The organism is Paenarthrobacter sp. CCNWLY172 (genome assembly GCF_037402035.1).
In the GTDB taxonomy this organism is placed as follows: Bacteria; Actinomycetota; Actinomycetes; order Actinomycetales; family Micrococcaceae; genus Arthrobacter.
Genome location: NZ_JBBEGB010000008.1, coordinates 87,890 through 109,952, shown reverse-complemented (window position 1 = coordinate 109,952; position 22,063 = coordinate 87,890). Strand labels below are relative to the sequence as shown.

Genomic DNA, 22,063 nt, shown 5'->3' with positions numbered 1-22,063 from the left:
GGAAGTTTAGGTTAGCCATGCCTAAGCGTCCAAGGCTCCGAACTGCTGGGCACGAATGTTACGGCGCTCCTACCATTGTGGGGTCAGGGCCACGTTGCAACCCTCAGACCCCGCATGGTGCGGCACAGCAACAGTCACCTTCCCCGCTTAGGTCCTGCGGATGACCGTCGAGGCTGTACCGACTGCATGCTGAGCTCATGGAAAAACCATCACATTGCGACGTGCAGGATGGGCTTCCGGGAGCAGCCCACCTTGACCAGTTTGTCCAAAAGACCCGGCAGATCTACTGAGCTTCATCGGGCACACCCTCGGATTCTGGCCCCAAGAGAGTCTGGTCTGCATCGCCCTGGACCAAGGCAAGGTCAGAGCCACCCTCCGCATCGACCTTCCCCGCCAATCCGGAACAGAACTCCCCTACGCCCGCACCGTCAGCAGCTACCTCACCAGCGACACCAGCGCGAAAAGCATCGTCTTCGCCCTCTACACCTCACACCACTGTGAACCCGGCCAGCCCAAACCACATGCGGCGACCATTGCGGCGCTCACCGGAGTCCTCGCCGAAAACGGCATCACCATCCGCAACGGAATCTTCGTCAGCGATGACGCCTACTCCCCCTACGACAGCGAACCCGGACAAAACATCAGCCTGCCCCTCAGCACCACCGAATACAGCCGCGTCAACGCCGAGTTCATCTACCGCGGCAGCACCATCGAACCCACCAACCAAATCGTCCTCCCAACACCGACCCACGCAGCAGGCCACGCCACCGCCGTCGAAAACTGCATGCGCACCATCCGAGAACAGGCACCCCATCAAGCGGCGCTACAAGCAAGGCATCTCTAGACGATGATGCTCGACAACAACGGTTTCCCGACCGACGAGGACTGCGCCACACTCATCGCGAACTTCCAATTCCCCCACATCCGCGACCGGCTCATGGCAGACATCCCCGGCATCAACGAACCACCCCAACACATCCTTTTCGCCCAAACCGAGACTGCCCCGAAATGGTCGCGGATCGAATGGGCACAACAGCTCCTTCTCCACGCCTACACACGGACCAGCCCACAACACGCAGCACCAATCCTCACCACCATCGGCTACATCAACTGGTGGGAAGGACGAGGATCCAAAGCACACCAATACCTCCAACTCGCCCTCGACACCGACCCCGGCTACCGCTTCGCACGACTCACCGACCACATGCTCGGCGCAGGAATCATCGCAGGCTGGAACACCAACAAAAACACCGCCTACAAAACCCGACTCGACATGGCATAAACCACTTTTTCCAAGACTGAGCAGGTTGACCGAATCTCCGTCATCGGCGGCTAAATTCCAGGAGCAAAAGTAGCTTCGAGACCTCCCGTTCATGGAGAAACCCGGCTGATCCGCTTCGAATGTCTCATCCCTACCAGGACAGCCGGTTCCTTCGAAAACTATGCTAAGTCGACACCGTATCCACTCTTGCCCGGCACCACGCCGCAGTAGTGACGACACGACACTAGATCAGAACCGAGGCGAGTCGGCGACTGCGCCACACGATTGAGTCAGCCGAACATCGAGCGTTCTCCTTACGTGCTGTTGCGTTCCAGTCGATTCAGCCCGTAACCATAGGCGTACAAAGGGTCCCGGGTACCACCCGGTTCATCGCTGTGGGCCTCAAGGACGGCTTGAGTTGATCGTGGCAATTCAAAGGGAAGCCGGCCTTCGGGATTTGCCTTGCCTGTCAGCACCCGCACGAGGGCCTGATCGGAGACTCCGAACGTGGCCAAGAGAGCCGTACAATGCGGTTCCAGCGGCGTGAGTATCGCCGGACGGTCGAGGTTGATCGCAAGGACCACGGGTGCTTTCGAAGCGAGTTCTTCAATACGTGCCACGGTAGTGGCATCGAACTCCAGGCTCCCGGCATGGAACATCGCCTCAAGGAACAGATCATTGCGTGGCTCGTAAGGGGCATCGAGACGGACAATCGCGACGTCGGCATCGTCCGGAGTAGGTGCGATGACAGCACAATCAGCGAAGGCATCGGGCGGCATCCCCTCCAGGTACACACGAGTCGAGGAGCTCAACGGCAAGACACCCGATACAGTTTTGAGAGCCACCACGGACCGACTCTGTGCTTTGAGGCCCTCCTCACGGAATTCTGCGTTGCCCACGACGGCTACAGCTTCTTCCTCATCCACGTAGCGGTTCTCAAAGAGCCCGAGCTCGAATTTGACCTTCAGCAACCGCCGCACTGATTCGTCGATGCGCTGTACCCGGATGCGGCCCGACTTCACCAGGGCCACGAGGATTTCGGGGCAGGCTTCTCCACCGAACTGGTCGCAGCCCGCTTCAATGGCCTTGACCATGCGGTCTTCAACGGAGAGGTGCTCAACGCCCCAGGCCCTGGCGGGCAGATTCATGCCGAACACGTCCGAGTCGTGCAGGAGCCCCCAGTCAGTGCACACCACACCGTCGTAGCCGAGTTCCTCGCGCAGCAGTCCGGTGATCATTTGTCGGTTAAACCCGAACCCTACTTCCTCGATGGCCTCACCGTTGCGGCGTAGTTCCGCGGGCATTCCGTAGTAGGGCATGATGGCGCTGGTGCCGGCGCCGATGGCGTGACGGAATGGCAGCAGGTGGTCCTCGAACCTGCCACCCGGATAGACCTGTTCACGCCCATACGGGAAGTGCGGGTCTTCCCCGTCTTTTTGGGGCCCGCCGCCAGGGAAGTGTTTGGTCATGCACGCAACACTCTGATCGCCTACGGAACCGCCCTGAAACCCCTCAAGGTAGGCCGCGGCCAGCTGGCCCGTGAGCTCGGGGTCTTGGCCGAAGCCGCTGTATTGCCTGGCCCACCTTGGTTCGGTGGCGAGGTCCACGGTGGGGTGCAGGGCTGCCCGAAGTCCAACGGCCAGGTATTCCTGGCGTGCCGTGTCAGCGAAGCGCCGAACAGTTTCGGGATCCCGGAGTGCGGCCATGCCTATGGGCTCGGGCCATGCGGAGAAGAAGCCGGCTGCGAAGGACGCGCCCTGGTTCTCGGCGAAGGCATGCCGGGGATCCGTCGAGACTGTAATGGGAATACCCAGTCTCGTCCGGGATGCCAGCTCCTGAATGGCGTTATGCCACCGGGCCGCCGTCCGCGCATCCGGCAGTTGGTGGACGTTGAAGTGGCTCATGAATCCGTCGGCAATCAGACCCTGGGTTCCTGCGTCCACGGATGCTCCGCCGAAAGTGATGGCATGGAACATTTGCCCGGCTTTTTCTTCCAGGGTCATGCGTCCGAGGAGGTCTTCTACCCGCTCGCTCACGGGGAGGGTTGCGTCCTGGTAGGGGGCATGGGTGGCCCTCGCGCTCATTTGCCTTCTCCTGTCAGGACCAGCCCAGAGGTACGGAACGTATGCGTGCCAGAGCCTACTTCTTGCCGAGGCATCGACGGCACGTCAATTTCGGCAGATACGCCATCGGGCACCGTAACGCTGAACTCGTAGCCTCCCCCTTCTTGGAGATGCCACTCGCTGGCCACGGTTCCGTGCGGCGTGACCAGGCTGGTATTGGCCCATTGGATTCCGTGGCCGGGCTTGGGTGCATAAAGAACCCTGGCGTATCCGGGCTCAAGTGGCCGTATACCGCCGACCGCCTTGTGCAGCCAATCGGCAACTGCACCCAGGGCATAGTGGTTGAAGCTGGTCATCTCGCTCTGGTTGATGGTTCCGTCGGGCAGCATCGAGTCCCAGCGTTCCCAGACGGTGGTGGCCCCCATGGTCACCGGGTAGAGCCACGAGGGACACTGTTCCTCCAAGAGAAGCCTGTAGGCATCGTCAACGTGTCCCGATTCGGACAGAGCCCACGTTATAAAGGGTGTGCCGGCGAAACCGGTGGACACCCGATACCCGTTGCGGGAGACAAGTTCAGCGAGGCGGTTCCCTGCGAACGTTCGTTCCTCGTCGCCGTCGAGCACGTCAAAAGCAATGGCGAGGGCGTAAACGGTGGTGCAGTCGCTGAGAATGATGCCGTCCGGGCCAACGTAGTGGCTGTTGAAGGCGGAACGTACACGTTCGGCGAGGTCACTGAACTCCTCCGCGTCGTCAGCGTGGCCGAGGATCGCGGCGGTTTCCGACATGAGTCTGGCGGTGCGGTAGAGGCAGGCCGTGGCTACGACGCCGTTATCCGCTTTGGAGTTCCACGGCTGGTCGGGTGCGGCGTCGGGATCCAGCCAGTCGCCGAACTGGAAACCCTGGTCCCATAGGCCAGTCTCGGAGAGCAACCCCTCAACCCGTCGGGTGTGGGCAGTCATCGAGTCGTATTGCCGGCGCAGAACATCCTGGTCTCCATAGGCATCCCACAGCGCCCAGGGAACCCAGACGGCGGCTTCACTCCAGAGCGCGGTGGACTCGGGGGCCGGAAATTCCTTGGGGTGTTCCTCATATTTGAGGATGTCCGGCACGGTAAACGGGACCATCCCGTCGGCGGCTCCCTGCTCGGCGGCAAGGTCCTGGAGCCAGTCCTGCAGGAAGTCCTTGACGTCGTACAGGTAGGCAGCGGTGGGCGCGAACACGGCGATGTCACCAGTCCAGCCGAGCCGCTCGTTTCGTTGAGGGCAGTCCGTGGGCAGGTCCAGGAAGTTACCCTTCAGCCCCCAGACAATGTTCCTGTGCAGCTGGTTTACCAGTGGATTGGAGCATTCGAACGTGCCGGTCCGCTCAAGCGCGGAATGTACGACGACGGCTTCCACGGAATCCGCTGTCAGCTCACCCGGCCAGCCAGTCACCTCGGCATAGCGGAAGCCATGGAACGTGAACGTCGGCTCAAAGAAGTCCGGCCCACCGGAAAGAATGAGGCTGTCCGTGGCTTGCGCCGTGCGCAGCGGACGGACGCCAAGTTCACCGTCCTCGAGTACTTCGGCGTGGCGGACGGTAATGGTGTCACCGCGTTGGCCCTGTACCGTAAACCGGAGCCATCCAACCAGGTTCTGTCCAAAGTCCAGGAGTGTTTTGCCGCTGGGGGACGTGAAGATATCCACGGGCCTGAGGACTTCGTTCCGGACCACAGGCGGGCTGATCGGCTCGGCCAGGCGAGCGGTGTCGAACTCTAGGGCTTGGACGCCGCCCCAAGATCTCGTGTCGGAACCGGGCTTGGTCCAGTTGTCCGCGGTGAGCCTGGCGTCAATGGTTTGTCCGTTGTAGAGGTCATTGGCGAGGATGGCCGAGGGGCCGGACTGCCAGGACGAATCAGTGCTGAGTGTCTGGACGAAGCCGTCCGCATATTCGATGTCCAGCTGGCCGAAGAAGCCAAGTTCCGAGCCGTAGAACGCAGAATTGCCGTTCCAGGACAAGTTGCCCCGGTACCAGCCGTTGCCAAGGGCAGCGCCGATGACATTGACGGGTTCCAGCAAGTGTGTGATGTCGTAACTGCGGTAGCGGAGCCGCCACTCGTAGGCACTCCAACCTGGGCTCAACACATCCTCGCCCACCGGACGTCCGTTGATGGAGGCCTCGTAAACACCGAAGGACGTAGCGCGAAGGATCGCTTTGACGAGTGAGCCGTGGCTGTCTGCCAGGGCGAATTCCTTCCGCAGCAGCGGCGCTCCATTGAAGTCCTCGTTGGGCGCAATCATCGTCGCGGACCACGGGAGTAGTGCTGTCATGAGCTTCTTTCTCTAATGCATGAGGAATAGGTGGCCGGCAAAACCGGCGGGCGACGACGTCAGTCCCCGAGCCCGCGGCCGTCAGTGGTAACTGACCGCGAAAGCCGGTCAAGATAGTTGAAGACCGTGCTGTGCAACGATGTATTCGCTTTATCGAAAGCCCACTGGATGGTGAAGCCATCCACGACTGCCAGGATTTCAGCGGCGACCTGACGCACGTCCGTGCCTTCGCGAAGGGCTCCAGCAGCGATCATCGGCGTAAGAATCCCGGACGCTGCTTCGATGATGCTTTTGTATCGCCGCTGGAAGTACTCGTGGGCGGGATGTTCCTCGTTGGACGCTTCTGCTGCCAGCACGGTGAACATTTGGGTCAGTCCTGGCTGGGTTTCGTTGAACGCTGCCTGGGCGGCCACCTGCCCGAAGTACTTGACGGGATCGTTCTGGAAGTCCTCGGCAAAGAAAGCGGCGATTGCACGCTGGTCACGCAGTTCCAGAACAGCTGCGAGGAGCTCTTCCTTGCTGGCAAAGTGGTGCATCAGGCCGGCTTTAGTCAACCCCACGTCGGCTGCGATCTTTGGCATTGAGGAGTTGAAGTAACCCCATTGCGCAAAGTGCTCGATTGCCGTTTCCAGGATGGCTTGGCGCCTGGCATCGGCTGCCTTGTACGGACCAGTCCGACGCACGCGCTTGGGGCGTTCAATGTCTGCTGTGGTTACCTCGGTTTGCATCGTCATAACTTAGCCGCTTAGCCTGCCACGTTCTGCCGCGCGTCCTGGGTAACCGTCACGCCGCCGTCGCCCTTGAGGAAGGTGCGCATCCGGAAGATCCAGAAGATGCCGATCAGGTACGCCGCGCCGGAGGTGATGATCAGGAAGACAAAGAGCAGCGTGGGACCTGCCGAGATGATCAGTGGAGTCACCAGGGCTGCCCCGGCCGCAACGAGGCGGGCGAAGGCGATGGTGATGCCTTGCGCCGTGCTTCGGTGGATGGTGGGGAAAAGCTCCTGTGACCAGATCTTGTACATCGGTTCGCCGGCGATGGCACCGCCAAGTGCACCCAGCACGCCCATAATCACCAGTGTCACGGCGGTGACGCCGAAGACGAGCGGGACTGCAAGACCGGCGACGGCGACGACGGCGGCGATGATAAACGAACGGTGTCGCTTGGAGGTGTCAACGATTTTCATCATGATGAACAGGCCGGCCACGCTGAGGAGCAGAATGCCCAGTCCCAGCATCGAGGCCGTGGCGACGTCGGTGCCAGCTACATTTACGAAGAGGTAAGTGGAGAACTGGCCGTTGGTGTTGGCCGCGATATTGACCAGTGCGTAAAAGAGGCCAGTGGCTGCCAGGGGTGCCAGGAGCTTGGGCGCGAAGAGCGCACGCAAGGATCGCAGATCCACGCGTTCCTCATGGACTGCGTCATTGGCTACAGGACGATTGTGCGCTTCGGTCCAGAGGTGCGATTCCTTGATGCCCCACCGCAGCGCGATCGCGAGCAATGCAACCACCGCCAAATGGCCGTAGATGATTTGAGCACCGAGAACTCCTGCGTTGCCGAAGAAGATGCTGATGACAATGACGCCCAGGATGCCCGCCATCCATAGCACATGTGTGAAGGTCACCATCTTTCCGCGCTTATCCTCGGGTGCCGACTCGGCGATCATCGCCATGGAGACGGGGAGGTCCGCTCCGGCCGCAAAGCCGAGCACGGCAAGGCCTACGTAGAGGACTGCAACGCTCGGGAAAAGCATGAGAGCCAATGCAGCCACAATGAAAATGCTGAGGGTGGCGAGGAAAACGCGACGACGGCCCAACCTGTCACCTAGCCGGCCGCCAATGAGCGCGCCGCCGGCGATCATTACTGTCAGGAGCGCTGACATTTGGCCAATCTGGCCAGGCGTCAAACCAAGCGGACCTTGAAGAATCACCAGAGCGGTGCCTGTGCCTGCGATGGCTCCGGCGTCAACGTAGGAGGCAAGGCCGGAAGCAAAAGCAACCCGCCACCCGTGGCGGGTCGCGGCCCGTTGGTCAAGAGCATTCATGGGACTCTCCTTTGAATCACAAAGTTTCTGGGAGCAGGATACTTTTGAATCGTTTCGATCCTGCCTTCAACGTAGCCTAGCAAGTTAAAAACCTACCCACAAGAGGGTATTTAGCAGTAGCGCGCAGACACTGCATGTTTTCTTTGTGAAATCGACAGCCTCAGGAGTGGCCTCCATTCCCGCAGCGTTCGACGTCGGCACTCAAGAGAGCGCCGACGTCGAATTCGTTTCGGGCTACTTTTAGCCCATACTCACCGTCTCGCTACCCCGCTCCCCTACCGGCTTCCGGGAGGCAAGCGACCAGATCGCCGCCATCGACAAGGCCGATACCACTAACGGGATGCCGAAGAGAATGAAGACGTTCTCTGCCTTCCACCCGCCGGCCAGCAGATAGCCCACAAGGATGGGCGAAACGATCGAGACGAGTCGTCCGATGCCCACCATCCAACCGATGCCCGTTCCGCGCAAGGCGGCCGGGAACAGGGTGGGTGTGGTGGCGTAGAACCCCGCAACGTTGGCAGAAGTGACCACACCGAGAACTGCGCCGATCACGATGGCCAGTGATGTTTGGTTGAACGTCGTCCCAAAAAGTGCGTAGATCAGGGCAGAGACCAGTAGGGATCCCAGCAGCAAGTGCCGGCTGCGCAGGAAAACGGCCAGGATGCTGAAGATGAAGCAACCGATGATGCCACCGAAGTTGACCACAAGCCCCATGGTCACGCCCAGGCTGTCGTCGCCCGATGAAGTGGCAATGAGCTTGGGTGTCCACGTACTGGCGAAGTAGTACGCGGCGATCATCAAGCCGTAGCCAGTCCACAGCAGGAGTGATTGGATGGCCATTCGTCCGGCGAACAGGTCCCTGATTCCGCGCTGCACTTGCTGCCCCTGAGAAAGGTCAGGGAGTTCGGCCAGGGCCGGCCTCCGCATTTGCAGGAGAAGGGAATTTATCCGGGCCAGGGCATTGGGCGGACGCTTGCTGACTAAGTACTCCAGCGATTCGGGGAGGAATCGCCACGTCACCGCAAGCATGATGATGCTGGCCGCAGCCCCGACGGCGAACACAGAGCGCCAGCCAAAGTGTGGAATCAACGGCCCCGCAATGAAGCCACCGAGAGTCGCGCCGATGGCGAACCCTGAGGTGAACAACCCGAAAATGCTCCCGCGGCGTTTATCCGACGAGTACTCCGAGACGAACACGTTCAAGTTGGCGATCATGCCGCCAATGCCCAGGCCGGCCAGCACCCGGTAGGCCATGAGCTGGATGACGTCGCCGGCAAAGACCGAGAGGACCATGCCCGTGCTCACGAGGATCAGTGCCACCAGCATCATTCGGCGTCGGCCGATCTTGTCTGAAAATGGCGTGAGAATCAGCGAGCCCGCTGCCATCCCTACGAGACCGGAGCTGAGGAGGAAACCCAACGTGACGGGGTCCAGGCTCCACGCTTTGGACAGTGCGGGTGCGGCATAGGCGGCCACCGCAACGTCCATGCCGTCAATGAGCATCAGGGCGATGGCCACCGCAACGGCCCGGACTTGGAGCCTGCTCATCGGGGATGAGCGAAGGTCTTTGAGAATGTCCATGTTTACTTCCTTGTAAAGGTGGAACTTGTCTTGACGCGCACGGGCAAGGATTGCCATGCCCGCAGCGTGTTGTTGTGGTGCCGGCGTGTGGGGCCACAGAATTCGATGGATTCAATCCTTCGGGCGAGCACTTCGAGAAGGGTGGACGCTTCGAGCCGGGCAATGTGTTGGCCGACGCACTGGTGGATCCCGAAACCGAACCCCACATGCCCGGAGGGATCCCGGTTCAGGTCGAAGGTGTCCGGATTGTCCCAGCGCCGGGGATCCCGGTTGGCTGATCCCAGAAACATGAGAATCTTCCTGCCCTCGGGGATCAGCGTCCCGCCCACCTCAATGTCCCGTGTGGTAGTCCGGAAGAAGGTCTGGACGGGTGACTCGAAGCGGACGGCTTCGTCAAAGGCGGTACGTGAAAGTGCGGGGTTGTCGCGAAGACGGGCCCATTGGCCGGGGTTGGTCGCAAATGCGTAAAGTACAGCGGCCAAGCCGTTGACCGTGGTGTCCACGCCGGCAGTGAGCAGTGACCGGACAATCAGCGGAGCCTGCGCCTCGGTGATGTCCCCCCGATCCGCGGCGGCCCAGATTTGGGCACCGAATCCGTCCGTGGTCAGCACCTCCCGAGCACATTGAGAGGCGATCGAGGCGGACAGTTCCGGCACCCGCGCCGCACCCTTTGCCACGAGCTCGTTGGGTGGGCCAAAGGCATTGAATGCGTGGTCCCCGTACGGGAGCAGGTTCTCCCGGCCGGCTTGGGGTATGCCCACAGCATCTGGAAAGACACGAAGCGGGAAAGCCGCGGCCACGTCCGCGACGGCGTCGAACTCCGGGCCACGGGATAGAACTTGGTCCACCAGTTCTTCCGCGTCGGCTGTCCAGGATTCCGCCAGTTTGCGGATCTCCCGGGGTCCGAGAATCTTGGTCAGCAGAGCACGTGGCGCGTCATGGTGGGGAGGGTCGGCTTCGAGGAGAAGGCTCGGTGGTCGCCATGGCATTTCCTTCCGGAAGTTGCTGAGGCCAACACCTGCGGCGGACTGGAATGTTTGCCAGTCGGTCAGCGCGGCCTGTACTTCCCCGTACCGGCCCATGGCGTAAACGTCGTACTTGTTGAGGTAAACCACTGGGCCTGCAGCCCGGAGTTCGGACTGGAACGGGAGTGGATCTTCCAGGACATCTCGGCTGAACGGATCGACGTCAGTGCAAGGCGTTTTGGGGTCGCTGATAATGGTTGTCATGGGTGGGTCCTTCCTGAGATGTGCCGGGGCTAAACGTCAAGAACGAGGCGGTCCCCGCAGGAGCGTGAGACGCAAGGAAACATGCAGTTTCCCGCTGCCCGATCCGCGTCGCTAAGAATGGAGTCGCGGTGGTCTGGTTGGCCGCCAAGGACTGTCACTTCACAGGTTCCGCACGTGCCTTCCCTGCACGAGGTCAGCATCCGCACGCCGGCTCTCTGGATCGCTTCGAGGACGCTTACCTCCGGTTGAACGGTGACGGTGAGCCCTGCGCGGGCCAGTTCGACGTCGAAAGAAGCGTCTCTGATGGGGGCGCCGTGCGACTTCGCGGCGAAGTGTTCAAGGCGCAGGAGGCCGGGCTGCCAGTCAGCGCAGTGGCGTTCGACGGCGGCAAGGAGCCTCTGCGGACCGCAGACGTACACCTTCGAGTCGACTGAAGCTGGTCCGATGAGGTCCGATGCGCTGCGGGGTCCTGTTTGGTCCTTGGGCACGATCATGACGCGATCACCATAGGCTGCGAGCTCGTCCAGGAATGCCATAGTGCGCCGTGACCGTCCAAAGTACAGCAGCTTCCAGTCCGCTCCCATCATGTGGGCGGACTGGATCATGGGCAGCATGGGTGTGATCCCGATGCCTCCGGCGATGAATAGGTACTTTTCGGATGGTACGAGGCGGAAATTGTTACGGGGCCCGCCAACAGCGAGGGTCGTGCCCTCAGTGAGCCCGTGATGGATGAACTCGGATCCGCCGCGACCGTCCCTCTCATGGAGGACGGCAATGCGGTAGTTGTGAGCATCCCATCGGTCTCCGCAAAGGGAGTACTGACGATTAATGCCGGACGGCAGTACTACGTCAATGTGCGATCCCGGCGTCCAGTCGGGCAATCTGCGCCCTGCCGGGTGAGCCAGGTTCAGGGACACAACTCCATCCGCGAGATGCTTCTTCGCGGTCACTACCAACTTGGTCTCAGAGGCATATGATTGGAAATTCTCTTCGGTGAACATTCGGCTCCTTTGCTCGCGTTGTTCTCCGTAAAGACTCGCTTTCAGTCGTCCGTCGCCTCTATGGAATTCTCAATGATTGAGATCGCTTTTGAGAGCTGCGTCACCTCGGAGGCGGTGCGGGATACTCCATCGAGCGGGTCACAGCTGCCGACGCGGCCTGCAGTACGGCGATGCGGGACCTCGCAATGGCATCATTCGGCACAATCACAGCCAACGCAGCCACCACCTTGCCCAAGGGATCCCTGACCGGCACGGCCGCACCGGCAGCGGCCGGGTGGAGGTGCCCCGCCAAAAAAGCGAACCCCTGCCGGCGCACCTCGGCAAGGGCAGACCTGAGCTGCTGCGGAGTGCTGATCGTCTGGTCGGTGAACACCTCAAGCGGCCTGGCTATGATCCGCTCCTGTTGGGCCGCCTGAGCATAAGCCAACAGAAGGAGGCCCGACGACGAAGCGTGCACGGGCAAGCGACCCGCAACACGGGTGTAATTGATGACAGCCCCGGGAGCTGTCAGCCGTTCAACGAAAAGCACTTCATCGCCCTCCATGACGCCCAGCTGGATGTGCTGGCCGACGATCGAGTGCAGATCTTCCATGACCGGCATCGCCGCTTCTCTGAGGCTCAGCGTCGGTGAAGCACGGGAAGCCAGCTCCCACATCCGGACGCCGATCCGAACCTTCCGGTCCTCGTCTCGCTGGAGCCACCCAAACCCACTGAGTTCCTCTACAAGCCGCGAGGCAGTGGCGATGTGCAGCCCCGAACGGCGGGAAATCTCTGTGACGGTCAACGCGGTATCACCGGGCCCGAAGGCTTCAATGATCCGGACGGCGCGGGAGAGGACAGACTCTCCACCTTGAGTGCGGGGCATGGCCCTACCCTCCGTGATTTGCAGGTTCGTGTCGAGCGGAGTCCTGTCATCGGACCTTCCTCAGCAGTGCCGGCCCCGGAACGCTTGTGACTTGGTGCCGGGCAAGGGAAGTCCCCTGCCCGGCGCTTTGCATCAATCGCTAGGAAACCGGCTGCGCCGCGAGCTCGTGGCGTCCGGGCCCCACGTCAACCGGGTCCTGCCCGGGCAGCTCGATTCGCGCGGTGGTCCCGGTTGGGATATCGACGACGGCGGTGAGGTCCCCGTCGTCGATCCGCCACTGCACCGAAGCGGTACCGTACGGCGTCTCATGGCGGGCTGAGGCCCAGCTGAGGCCACCGCCTGGCTGCGGCTTGACGAGGATTTTGCGATAGCCGGGTTCCAGGGGTGCAAGTCCGGCGACTACTCGGTGCATCCAGTCCGCGACGGCGCCTAAGGCGTAGTGGTTGAAGGACGTCATTTCGCCGGGGTTGATGGAGCCGTCCGGGAGCATGGAATCCCAGCGCTCCCAGATGGTGGTTCCGCCCTGCCCTACGGCGTAGAGCCAGGAGGGGCATTCTTTTTCCAGCAGCAGATCGTAAGCGGCATCGATTTCACCCGACAGCGTAAGCGCGTCAGAGACCACGGGTGTGCCGGCAAATCCTGTGCCGATACGGTTTCCGTTCGCTCGCACCAGCTCAGCCAGGCGGGAGCCCGCACGTGCTTTGGAGTCGGCATCCGGGAAGAGATCGAACACCAGCGCCAGTGCGTAGGCCGTCTGGGCGTCGCTGCTCATGATGCCGTCCGGGTGGATGTATTCGCGGGCAAACGCCGCGGCAACTTCGCGGGACAACGTCAGGTAGCGCAATTCGTCGTCGGACTTGCCCAGGACTGCGGCCGACTTCGCCTGGTGCCGCGCAGACCAGGCAAAGTAGGCCGTTGCCACCAGGTGCTTGTCGGTCATGGCCTTGGTGGGATCTTCAGGCGGGGCTGTGGGGTCAAGCCAGTCGCCCAGTTGGAAGCTGCCGTTCCAGAGGCGACCCTCACCGGCCAGCTGGTCCAGAAGGTCCACCCACCTCTTTGCGCTTTCATACTGCGCGGCCACGATGCCTGGATCGTTGAAACGCTCATGGAGGGTCCAAGGGGTCAGCACCGCTACGTCGCCCCAGACCGCGCCCGGTCGAATGGGGGTCCAGTAGTTTCCGCCGGGAATGACGGGTACGTACCAGGGCACGGTGCCGTCCGGGAGCTGCTCGGCGGCCACGTCCTTGAGCCACGAGGACAGCATGCCTGAGCAGTCGTACAGGAAGCTGGCTGTGGGGGCGAACACTTGGATGTCTCCTGTCCAGCCGAGGCGTTCGTCGCGCTGGGGGCAGTCCGTGGGGATGTCCACGAAGTTGCCCTTCATGCTCCATAGGACGTTCTCATGCAAGCGGTTGAGGTCGGCGTTGGAGGACTCGAACCAGCCGGTGCGTTGCATATCTGTGTGGTAGACCCGCGCCACAACGTTGTCGGCGATGTCCCCGCCGATCCAACCGCTGATCTCGGCGTAGCGGAAGCCGTGGATGGTGAACCTCGGCTCCCAGGTTTCTTCGCCGGCCCCGGCCAGGGTGTAGTGGTCTGTGGAGTCGGCTCCGCGCAGTGGGCGCGTGTACAGCTCGCCGTCCTGCAGTACTTCCGCATGTCGGAGCGTCACCGTGGAGCCGGCGTCTCCGCAGACGGTAATTCGGAGGCGCCCCACGAGGTTCTGGCCAAAGTCCAGCAACGTCTTGCCCGCCGGTGACGTCCACACCCTCACCGGACGGATCTCGTCAGTGCAGCGGACCGGCGGACCTTCCGGTGCCACCAGTGTTCGGGGGTCGCGTTCGACGCCGGTCACCGGCTCCCAGCCGGAGTCATCGAACGCGGGGCTGCTCCAGCCGGTTGGCAGTTCGCGGGCATCGTAGCTTTCGCCCTTGTACAAGCTGGAAAGGAGGATTGGTCCGAACGAAGCCTTCCAGGTTTCGTCCGTCCCCACCACGGTGACCGAGCCGTCGTCGTGCGTGATGTGGAGCTGGGCCAAAAGCGCCACTTTGTCGCCATAGAGGTTGGTGTGCCCTCCCTTGAAGCCAATCCGGCCGCGATACCAGCCATCCGCGAGGAACGCGCCGATGGCATTGTCGCCGTTGGCCACATGCTCGGTGACGTCGTAGGTGTAGTAGCGGAGCCTCTGGCCGTAGACGGTCCAGCCCGGCGACAATGCGTCGTCGCCTACTCGCACGCCATTGATCTCCACCTCATAGAGCCCATGGGCCGTGACATACAGCCTTGCGGCGGCCACCGGCCGGTCTACAGTGAAGCCGCGACGCAGCAGAGGCGGCCGCCGATCCCCTTCGGGGTCTTCGTCCCACGCCGGAGTGATGGCAGCGGCGGTCCAGTCGTCGGGCCCCAAAAGGCCGGTTTCGACGGAGGACGGCTGGCTCCAGCCGCTGGGCGTCTGGTCGCCCGCCCCCCAGACGCGAACGCTGACCTCGGCCCGCTGGGCGGAACCCAGCGGTGCTGCCTCCCACGGTACGAGTACCGATTCTGCTGATTGGATCCGTTCGCTGGTCCATTGCGCTTCAGCGGTGGTCACCGAAACTTGGTACGCCTCTTGGACCCATCCAGGTTCGGCGCTGGTTTTCCAGGAAATGCGGGGGGTTGAAAGGCCGATGCCCAGGGTGCCGCTTCCAGGAGTTGGGGGCAGGTGCTCGAACGTTGCCGGGTGCACGATGGCAGGCATAAGGGAAGTCTCCTTGATGTGTGTGATTGGCGCCGGATAGCGGCTGGGTCAGCCCTTGACGGCGCCGGCTGTCATTCCCGCGACAATCTGGCGATTGAAGAACAGGTACATGATGAACGGCGGCACGGTGATGAGCAGGATGTTCATGAAGAGCAGGTTGTAGTTGGTGGTGAACTGGCTCTGGAAGTTGAACAATGTGAGCTGCACCGTGGCGTTGGCGTCTCCGGGAAGGAAGTAGAGGGGGTTCTGGAAGTCGTTGAAGATATGAACCGACTGGACCACGATCACTGTCACAATGACCGAACGCAGGAGCGGGAAGATCACCCGGAAGAACAACCTCACAGGCCCGCAACCATCTATCACCGCGGCCTCATCGAGTTCCTTGGGAATCGAGGCAATGAACGCCCGGAACAACATGACGCAGAAGGATAGGCCGAAAGCCACTTCAATGAGGATCAGGCCCGGGAGTGTCTTGAAGAGTCCCATGCCCTGCAACACCCAAATAGTGGGGACGATCGCTGGCGGGATGATCAGGCCGGACAGGATCAGGAAGTTGGCAACGCCATTCCAGCGGGACTTACGTCGCTGAAGGACCCAGGCCACCATGGCCGCGAGGATCACCAGGATGGTCACACTGACAACCGTCAGTATGGTGCTGTTGATGAACGCAGTGACCAGCATGAATTTCCTGGCCGAGAGGACAGCGGTGAAGTTCTCCACGAACTGGATGTTGGTGGGCCAGGCGAAGTCCAGCTTGGCCGCTTCCTTGCGGTCTTTCACGGCGGTGAGGACCATGAAGAGCAACGGAATAATGAAAACAACAATGCTGACGGCGATGGCCAGGACACCGAGTCCATAGCGCTTGAGGGCAGTGGTCACTGTTCAACCTCCTTGCGGTTCAGGAACATGGACAGGGGCAGGATGATGGCCGTGACAATGAGGAACAGGACCACGTTCCCGGCCGTGGACAGGCCGTAGAAGCCGGCTTGGTACTGCTTATAGATGACGGACGCGATGACGTCCGAGGTAAATCCCGGGCCGCCCTTGGTCATGGCCCAGATAAGGTCGAAGGACCGGAGTCCGCCAATGAGTGACAGGATGATGACCGTTGCGGTAGCCGGGCGGGCGAGTGGCAAGGTGATGTTGAAGAAGCTCTTGAAGGAGCTTGCCCCGTCCATCTTGGCCGCTTCAAAGTACTCCTGCGGGATGGAGACGATGCCCGCGATGTAAATGACCGTGGCCAGGCCAACGCCCTTCCAGACATCCACCAAGGCGACGGAAAGCAGCGCCCACGCCGGGTCGGTGAGCCACGCGGGCCCTTGGATACCGATGGCTGCGAGGCCCTCGTTGATCATGCCGTTGCGGGGATCCATCAAGGCGGTGAAGACAATGCCGACGCCGATGCTGCTTAGCAGCACAGGGAAGAACATTACCGAGCGAAGGTAGCCGCGGGCGATGATCTGGGAGGTCAGCAGGACTGCAAGAAGCATCCCCAGGACGACCTTCAGGACGGAGGTGACTATCCCATAGATGAAGGTGTTGGTCAGGCCCTTGATCAGCGCGGGTTCCTGGAAGAACTGAACAAAGTTGTCCAGGCCAATGAAGGTGAATTCGTTGAGGTTCCAGCGCGTCAGGCTGAAGAAGAACGAGACAACCGTCGGGACCAGGAATAGTGCGGTGTAAATGACCGCGGCGGGGAGGTAAAACCAGTACGGATAGGCTGACTTGCCTTTGCGGCGCTTGGGGTGGGCGGCCTGCGGTGCTTGACGTACCGCCGTCGCCGTCGGTGCGGTGTTGAGTGTCATGAGAATCTCTCCAAGGGCCGTCCGGGCCGGGAAAGCCCGGACGGCTTGTAGTTTTCGGAGGTTAGTTCCAGCCGGGCAGGTTCAGCTGCTTGGCCTGCTTTTTGACGTCCTCGTCGTAGAGGGCGGCGCCGTCCTTGGCGGTGCGGATACCCGAACCGACCTCGACGGTGATCTGTTCTAGGGCGGGACCCTTGACCGGGGACAGGAATTCCAGCGCGGGGCTGTTCTTGGCCGCATCTTCGAAGTACGGGAGCATGTCCTTCACCGCGTCGGGGACGTCCGAGGGCAGCTCGCAATCCTTCACAAGGTACGGCCCGGCCGCCCCCACTGCCGCCGTCTGGGCGTCGCATCCGGCCTTGCTGGCGATGAAGGCCTGGAGCTTCTTGGCTTCCTCCATGTTTTTGGACGATTTGGGAATGTACGTTCCGCCGGGCATCCAGACGGTCAGTTTGTTCTTTGACGCGTCGTCACCAGGAAGCGGGAACAGCCCAAGGTCGTTCAGCTTGTCCGGGTAGGTCACTTTGATGTTGTTCAAGGCGAAGCTCAAAATCGGGTACTGCGCGCCTTCACCGTTGATCAGCATGTCTTGTGCCTGCTGATAGGTGGTGGAGGCGAAGTCCTCGTTGAACAAGCCCGCTTTGCCGGCTTCCTCGAGGTGTTCAAAACCCTTGACTGCGGCGGCGTTCGTGGCGAATTTGGCCTTGTTGGCGGTGTAGTCTGTGGGGAAGTTGGGGTCCGCGGTCACCACGTTGGCGAAGTCACCCAGGACAAAGAGCTGCGAGGTCCACGTGGTCTGGTAGGACTGGATGATTGGCGCGATGCCCGCGTCCTTGATCTTGCGGCTGTTGTCCATGAATTCGTCCCAGGTCTTGGGGACGGACAAGCCGAGTTTTTCGTAGACCTTCTTGTTATAGAGCACCGCTCCGGCCATGCCGGTACTGAACGGCACCCCGTACACTTCACTGCCGGACGTCACCACAGGCTTGAAGGACTCCGTGACATTGGACAGGTACGACTCGCTGGTAATGGGCTGCAGGTTCTGCTCTGGATTGATCTGCTGCAGAAGCGAGCCGGTGTTGTAGTTGAAGACGTCCGCCATGTCACCGGTGGAGAGCCGGGTCTTGACGATGTTGTCACCATCGCCGCCCTGCGGACGAGTCTCCACCTCAACCTTGATCCCGGGATTCGCTGCAGTGAATTCTTCGGCGACCTTTTCCGCTGCGGCAACGGTGTTTTCCGCGTTGTCCACCAACCACGTGATGGTCTTCTCACTACCACCGGCGGTGGAGCCGCCGCCACTGCAGCCGGTCAGAGCCAGCGCCAGGACTGTCACTCCTCCGGCCAGTGGGGCCCAGCGCTGCTTGCTCGATGCGGCCATCTTTACCTCCTCGTAAAGCCACGGACTTCATAGTCTGTGGAACGTTTCAAATAGGGCTCTTAACGAAGCTGTGAGCCCTGCGTGGATTTTGTGTAGATCGGTCTACGTTTTTCTACTGTAAGTCATGTCACAGCACTTGCCAAGACTTTTTCGTAGATCAATCTACAATTACGGAGAAGGCACTCAAGAAGGGATGCACATGACGGAGCAATTGAAGCGCGCAACCATCAGCGACGTTGCTGAGCACGCGGGCGTTTCACGCGCCGCGGTCTCCAAGGTCCTCCGCAATGCCTATGGGGTCAGCCCCGCCATGCGGACCAAAGTCGAGGAATCAATGACCCTCCTCAACTACCGCCCCCTTGCCCTGGCCCGCGGAATGCGCGGTAACAGCTACACCTTGGGTGTGTTCCTGGTGGACCTTTCCAACACCTTCTTCTCAGTCCTTGCCGAGGGCATCCGCGATGTCGCAGAAGAACTTGGGTACCAGGTGCTCATCGGGCAGGCACGACAAGGCCTCGACGCACAGCAGAAACTCATCGAGGCAATGGTCGACAGACGCATGGACGGCCTGGTCCTGATCGCACCATTTGGACCGAACGACGAGCTGGAAAAGCTTGGCCAAACCATCCCCGTGGTCGTCCTGGGCCGCCACGGACCAGCGAAGTACTTTGACACCGTCGCCAGCGACGACATCGCCGGCAGCGCGCTCATCGTGGACCACCTTGTTTCACTGGGGCATGAGCGGATCTCGATGCTCGCCAACACGCAACCCGACAGCGAACCAGGCATGCCACAAACAGTCCGCCGCCACGGCTACGACCTCGCCATGGAGAAGCACGGGCTTTCACAGTGGATTGATCATGTCCCGGGGCGATGGGGAACTGAGAGCGGCTTGGCAGCCGGCCGGTCACTCGCCGCCAGGCCTCTGGCCCAACGTCCATCTGCCCTGCACGGCGGCGCCGACGTTGCCGCGCTTGGCGCCTACACTGCGTTGTTCGAAGCCGGGATCCACATACCGGACGACATGTCGATCGTAGGCTATGACAACATCCCCGCTACGGGCCTCCCCCCTATCGGTTTGAGCACCGTCGACCAGTCTGGCGTCCAGATGGGCAGACAAGCCGCGGAGCTGCTCCTCTCGAGGATCGAGGGCCGGACCGAATCCGAGCACGTCCTGGTCTCACCGCGGCTCATCGTGCGAAAGACGTCAGCCCCGCCACGTCGATAGGACGCATGGGCGCGGATAACCGCTGTAGCTCAACGCCAGTTTTACCGCCAGCCCCTTGTAGCTTTCGCTTCGCGAGTTGGCATGCGACTAGCGTCCGAATTCGCGGTATCGGCCAACGTGCCGAGTGGACTCACCATGGGAAAAGCTGCATAGCCCCGAGATGCGAGTGGCACAAATCATTCACTACTGGCATGAACTCGGCTAGAAAAGGGCTGTACTCATGGTCCAGTTCTCACTGGTTTGCCCGCGGCGACGCCTCCTCAAAACCGATCATGATATGGAGAACACACGCTCACCACTGAAGTTATGTGGGCAAAAATCCGAAGCTCGCTCTGATCCGTCAAAAAACAGAATTGAGCTTGGACAATGCACACACCCTCCTTGGCCTGACAAAGGCTTCCCCAGCCTAGCCTCCCTCCAGGAGAGCGCTGAACGCAGAGTCTTCGTCGAAGGATCTCGAAGTCATGATGCGCTCGGTTCCCCTATCCGTGAAGAGGTGTAGGCCAACCACGACCTACCGGACGAACCAAGAAAGAAATACATAACCCCAATACAGAGCAGGCGGAGGGCAAACCAGCCACAACCCTGAACCCGCTCCCCCACAACTGCACAGGTCAACCGGCCGCCAGGCACACGCCGGCGCCACACATCAGAGACTCGCGTCAAGCTTTGTACACACATTAAAGCAAAAACCCCCTCTGACGAGGGGGTTTGCCGTGCCCGAGGTGGGACTCGAACGGGATTCTGGGCCTTGCGATTGCTGGGCAGTGCCGGAAACATGCGGAATCCGGGACAGTCCGGCGGCTGTACGCGGCAGTCCGGGCCGGAAAGTGTGGACAATGTCCACACTCTCTTTTCTGTCCCTCAACCCAGGCCACCCGGAACGTCCAAGACGACGTCCCCGACGACGCCGCGAACTCTAAGCCGGGGGTTGGACGGGCTGGAATTTTACAAAAAATACGCGGGCGAAAAGCCTTCATCGAGTCACCCCCTTTCATGATTCTATGACTTACCCTAACCGCATCCGCATGACCTTGCTCCGATAACTCCTGGGAATGCGTCCTTGACCAGATTGGTTCGGCGCCACGGCATCACGCAGAGGAAAGCCCTCACAGCGTAGGCGTCGCCGTCGAACTCGGGCCTCACCATCCAACCAGCCGCCGACGGGAAAAATCATGCCAGCGACCGACACCTTACATGTTCCCCAGACTCGAGGCTTCGGCGCCGCGGGCGGAAGCTGGACTGGGCACTTTAGGCAACAAGGCCCCGAGCTACTGCAGCTCCGACTCCCCACTATGGCCAGGAACAACGCATAGTGCTGGCTACCAACAGCTTCCAGGCTCTCCCGGAAATGGTGGCATTGGGTGCACGGTTGGTCCTGAATTTATGACCGCCGAACGAAGCCGTTGCGACGTTTCCATCCCATCTGCACTGAGTGCGGCCGGGCACCCAACCAAAGGCGCTGACGCCACGGAGCATCCAAGGGTCTCCGGCTTCTTTGCTGGCCGTTCCTTAAATAGTCATTGGCCCGTGCTGGCAGAGTCGCGAAAGAGTTTGGCGGAGCTGCGAAGAGTCCGGCCTTCCTTCGTTGGAGACAGAATGTCGGTTGTGTCTGACATGCTTGACCAAAGTCAGCCCGAACTTATACAGGAGGATCGTTGTCTTACGAAAGTGATTTGCGCAGGTACCGAAGTGACGCGAGTAGGCTCAGAAATGAGATCGCTCGGGCCTCTGCGACCGTCGCTACCCAACGGAAGAAGGCCGCCGACGCAAATAGCGCGGCGAGCCGTTCTTCAAGTCAATCAACGATCAGAATGAAGCTAGCTGAGGCTGTGCGAGCGACCAAATCTGCCAATGACACTGAGAAGAAGCGTGCCGATCTGGAGAAGAAGATCGCAGATATCGACTCGAAAATATATGCGACGCAGAACAAGTATGAAAAGCAACAGCAGGACAAGCAAAATAAGGCTCTGGCCGAGCTAGGCATAAATAATGAGAGAGCCGCTGCGCATTTCCGGGTTCCAGCCAAGTTAGGGTCTCCTGTCGAGGATTCGCAGAACCTGTCACCCTCGTTTGATGTGTTTCTTTCACACGCCAGCGAAGACAAAGACGAAATCGCCCGGCCGCTAATGGAGGCGTTACAAAGTCGCGGACTGTCTGTTTGGTTCGATGAACTGAAGATCAAGCTCGGTCAGAGCATTCGACAAGAGATCGAAAAAGGAATCGCAGGATGTCGGTTCGGTGTGGTCGTCATCTCTCCCGAATTCTTTAGCAAACAATGGACCCAAGCCGAGCTGGACAGTCTCTTCGGGCGCAAAATGGAATCTGGCGACAACCTGATCCTTCCAATTTGGCACCGCGTCTCCAAGGACGAAGTCATGACGCATTCCCCCTTACTCGCCGGGATCCTTGCTCTAAACACCTCATTGAAGACCATCGAAGAAATGGCGGATGACATAGCTGACGTGGTTAGAGCAAGTAGCGCTCGGGAGTGATCTCTGACCCTGGAAATCGACGCTGGCCATGCACTCTTACTCGTTGACTGGCGGAAGAGCCCACCGT

The 22,063-nt window shown here is 60.7% G+C and carries 16 protein-coding genes; 4 read left to right on the top strand and 12 right to left on the bottom strand.

The window, feature by feature from the left end; translation table 11 throughout:
• The first annotated feature begins 286 nt into the window (after positions 1-286).
• Positions 287-844: a DUF4192 family protein gene (locus tag WBN73_RS14090; protein ID WP_337455594.1), complete on the top strand. Its 558-nt coding sequence runs from the start codon at positions 287-289 to the stop codon at positions 842-844.
• A gap of 3 nt (positions 845-847) precedes the next feature.
• Entirely contained in the window at positions 848-1,282 is a 435-nt protein-coding gene (locus WBN73_RS14085) for a DUF4192 family protein (protein WP_337340598.1), read from the top strand.
• Positions 1,283-1,575: 293 nt separating this feature from the next.
• Here WBN73_RS14085 and WBN73_RS14080 read toward each other — a convergent pair whose 3' ends face one another.
• The 12 genes from WBN73_RS14080 to WBN73_RS14025 all read right to left on the bottom strand — a co-directional run bounded on the left by WBN73_RS14080 (position 1,576) and on the right by WBN73_RS14025 (position 18,273).
• Entirely contained in the window at positions 1,576-3,345 is a 1,770-nt protein-coding gene (locus WBN73_RS14080) for a glycoside hydrolase family 3 protein (RefSeq protein ID WP_337340599.1), read from the bottom strand.
• On the bottom strand, positions 3,342-5,633 hold the full coding sequence (locus tag WBN73_RS14075) for an alpha-L-rhamnosidase (RefSeq protein ID WP_337340600.1): 2,292 nt from the start codon (positions 5,631-5,633) through the stop codon (positions 3,342-3,344). Before WBN73_RS14075 ends, WBN73_RS14080 begins: the two co-directional genes overlap by 4 nt.
• 59 nt (positions 5,634-5,692) lie before the next feature.
• Positions 5,693-6,361: a TetR/AcrR family transcriptional regulator gene (locus WBN73_RS14070; RefSeq protein WP_337340601.1), complete on the bottom strand. Its 669-nt coding sequence runs from the start codon at positions 6,359-6,361 to the stop codon at positions 5,693-5,695.
• 17 nt (positions 6,362-6,378) lie between these two features.
• On the bottom strand, positions 6,379-7,677 hold the full coding sequence (locus WBN73_RS14065) for an MFS transporter (protein ID WP_337340602.1): 1,299 nt from the start codon (positions 7,675-7,677) through the stop codon (positions 6,379-6,381).
• 240 nt (positions 7,678-7,917) lie between these two features.
• Entirely contained in the window at positions 7,918-9,258 is a 1,341-nt protein-coding gene (locus WBN73_RS14060) for an MFS transporter (protein WP_337340603.1), read from the bottom strand.
• A gap of 2 nt (positions 9,259-9,260) precedes the next feature.
• Entirely contained in the window at positions 9,261-10,487 is a 1,227-nt protein-coding gene (locus tag WBN73_RS14055; protein WP_337340604.1) for a cytochrome P450, read from the bottom strand.
• 29 nt (positions 10,488-10,516) lie between these two features.
• Positions 10,517-11,488, bottom strand: coding sequence for a PDR/VanB family oxidoreductase (locus WBN73_RS14050; RefSeq protein ID WP_337340605.1), 972 nt, complete (start codon positions 11,486-11,488; stop codon positions 10,517-10,519).
• A gap of 100 nt (positions 11,489-11,588) precedes the next feature.
• A complete protein-coding gene (locus tag WBN73_RS14045) occupies positions 11,589-12,353 on the bottom strand; it encodes an IclR family transcriptional regulator (protein ID WP_337340606.1) in 765 nt (254 codons plus the stop codon).
• Between the two features lie 139 nt (positions 12,354-12,492).
• On the bottom strand, positions 12,493-15,090 hold the full coding sequence (locus tag WBN73_RS14040) for a glycoside hydrolase family 78 protein (RefSeq protein WP_337340607.1): 2,598 nt from the start codon (positions 15,088-15,090) through the stop codon (positions 12,493-12,495).
• A gap of 48 nt (positions 15,091-15,138) precedes the next feature.
• Entirely contained in the window at positions 15,139-15,969 is an 831-nt protein-coding gene (locus WBN73_RS14035; protein ID WP_207597222.1) for a carbohydrate ABC transporter permease, read from the bottom strand.
• Positions 15,966-16,895, bottom strand: coding sequence for a carbohydrate ABC transporter permease (locus WBN73_RS14030; protein WP_207597221.1), 930 nt, complete (start codon positions 16,893-16,895; stop codon positions 15,966-15,968). Before WBN73_RS14030 ends, WBN73_RS14035 begins: the two co-directional genes overlap by 4 nt.
• A 61-nt stretch (positions 16,896-16,956) precedes the next feature.
• The gene (locus WBN73_RS14025) at positions 16,957-18,273 is read right to left on the bottom strand and encodes an ABC transporter substrate-binding protein (protein WP_337340608.1); all 1,317 of its coding nucleotides are present in this window, start codon (positions 18,271-18,273) and stop codon (positions 16,957-16,959) included.
• Between the two features lie 199 nt (positions 18,274-18,472).
• On the opposite strand from WBN73_RS14025, the gene WBN73_RS14020 reads away from it, so the two are divergent.
• Both WBN73_RS14020 and WBN73_RS14015 read left to right on the top strand, forming a co-directional pair.
• Complete coding sequence (locus WBN73_RS14020) at positions 18,473-19,501, top strand: LacI family DNA-binding transcriptional regulator (RefSeq protein WP_337340609.1); 1,029 nt, start codon at positions 18,473-18,475, stop codon at positions 19,499-19,501.
• A gap of 1,658 nt (positions 19,502-21,159) precedes the next feature.
• Positions 21,160-21,996, top strand: a complete 837-nt coding sequence (locus WBN73_RS14015; RefSeq protein WP_337681316.1) for a toll/interleukin-1 receptor domain-containing protein — start codon at positions 21,160-21,162, stop codon at positions 21,994-21,996.
• The last annotated feature ends 67 nt before the right edge of the window (positions 21,997-22,063 follow it).

Coding starts and splice junctions, on each gene's coding strand:
- WBN73_RS14040 (WP_337340607.1), bottom strand. CDS start 15,090: ATGCCTGCCATCGTGCACCCGGCAACGTTCGAGCACCTGCCCCCAACT.
- WBN73_RS14045 (WP_337340606.1), bottom strand. CDS start 12,353: ATGCCCCGCACTCAAGGTGGAGAGTCTGTCCTCTCCCGCGCCGTCCGG.
- WBN73_RS14030 (WP_207597221.1), bottom strand. CDS start 16,895: ATGACACTCAACACCGCACCGACGGCGACGGCGGTACGTCAAGCACCG.
- WBN73_RS14025 (WP_337340608.1), bottom strand. CDS start 18,273: ATGGCCGCATCGAGCAAGCAGCGCTGGGCCCCACTGGCCGGAGGAGTG.
- WBN73_RS14070 (WP_337340601.1), bottom strand. CDS start 6,361: ATGCAAACCGAGGTAACCACAGCAGACATTGAACGCCCCAAGCGCGTG.
- WBN73_RS14050 (WP_337340605.1), bottom strand. CDS start 11,488: ATGTTCACCGAAGAGAATTTCCAATCATATGCCTCTGAGACCAAGTTG.
- WBN73_RS14020 (WP_337340609.1), top strand. CDS start 18,473: ATGACGGAGCAATTGAAGCGCGCAACCATCAGCGACGTTGCTGAGCAC.
- WBN73_RS14055 (WP_337340604.1), bottom strand. CDS start 10,487: ATGACAACCATTATCAGCGACCCCAAAACGCCTTGCACTGACGTCGAT.
- WBN73_RS14085 (WP_337340598.1), top strand. CDS start 848: ATGATGCTCGACAACAACGGTTTCCCGACCGACGAGGACTGCGCCACA.
- WBN73_RS14060 (WP_337340603.1), bottom strand. CDS start 9,258: ATGGACATTCTCAAAGACCTTCGCTCATCCCCGATGAGCAGGCTCCAA.
- WBN73_RS14080 (WP_337340599.1), bottom strand. CDS start 3,345: ATGAGCGCGAGGGCCACCCATGCCCCCTACCAGGACGCAACCCTCCCC.
- WBN73_RS14075 (WP_337340600.1), bottom strand. CDS start 5,633: ATGACAGCACTACTCCCGTGGTCCGCGACGATGATTGCGCCCAACGAG.
- WBN73_RS14065 (WP_337340602.1), bottom strand. CDS start 7,677: ATGAATGCTCTTGACCAACGGGCCGCGACCCGCCACGGGTGGCGGGTT.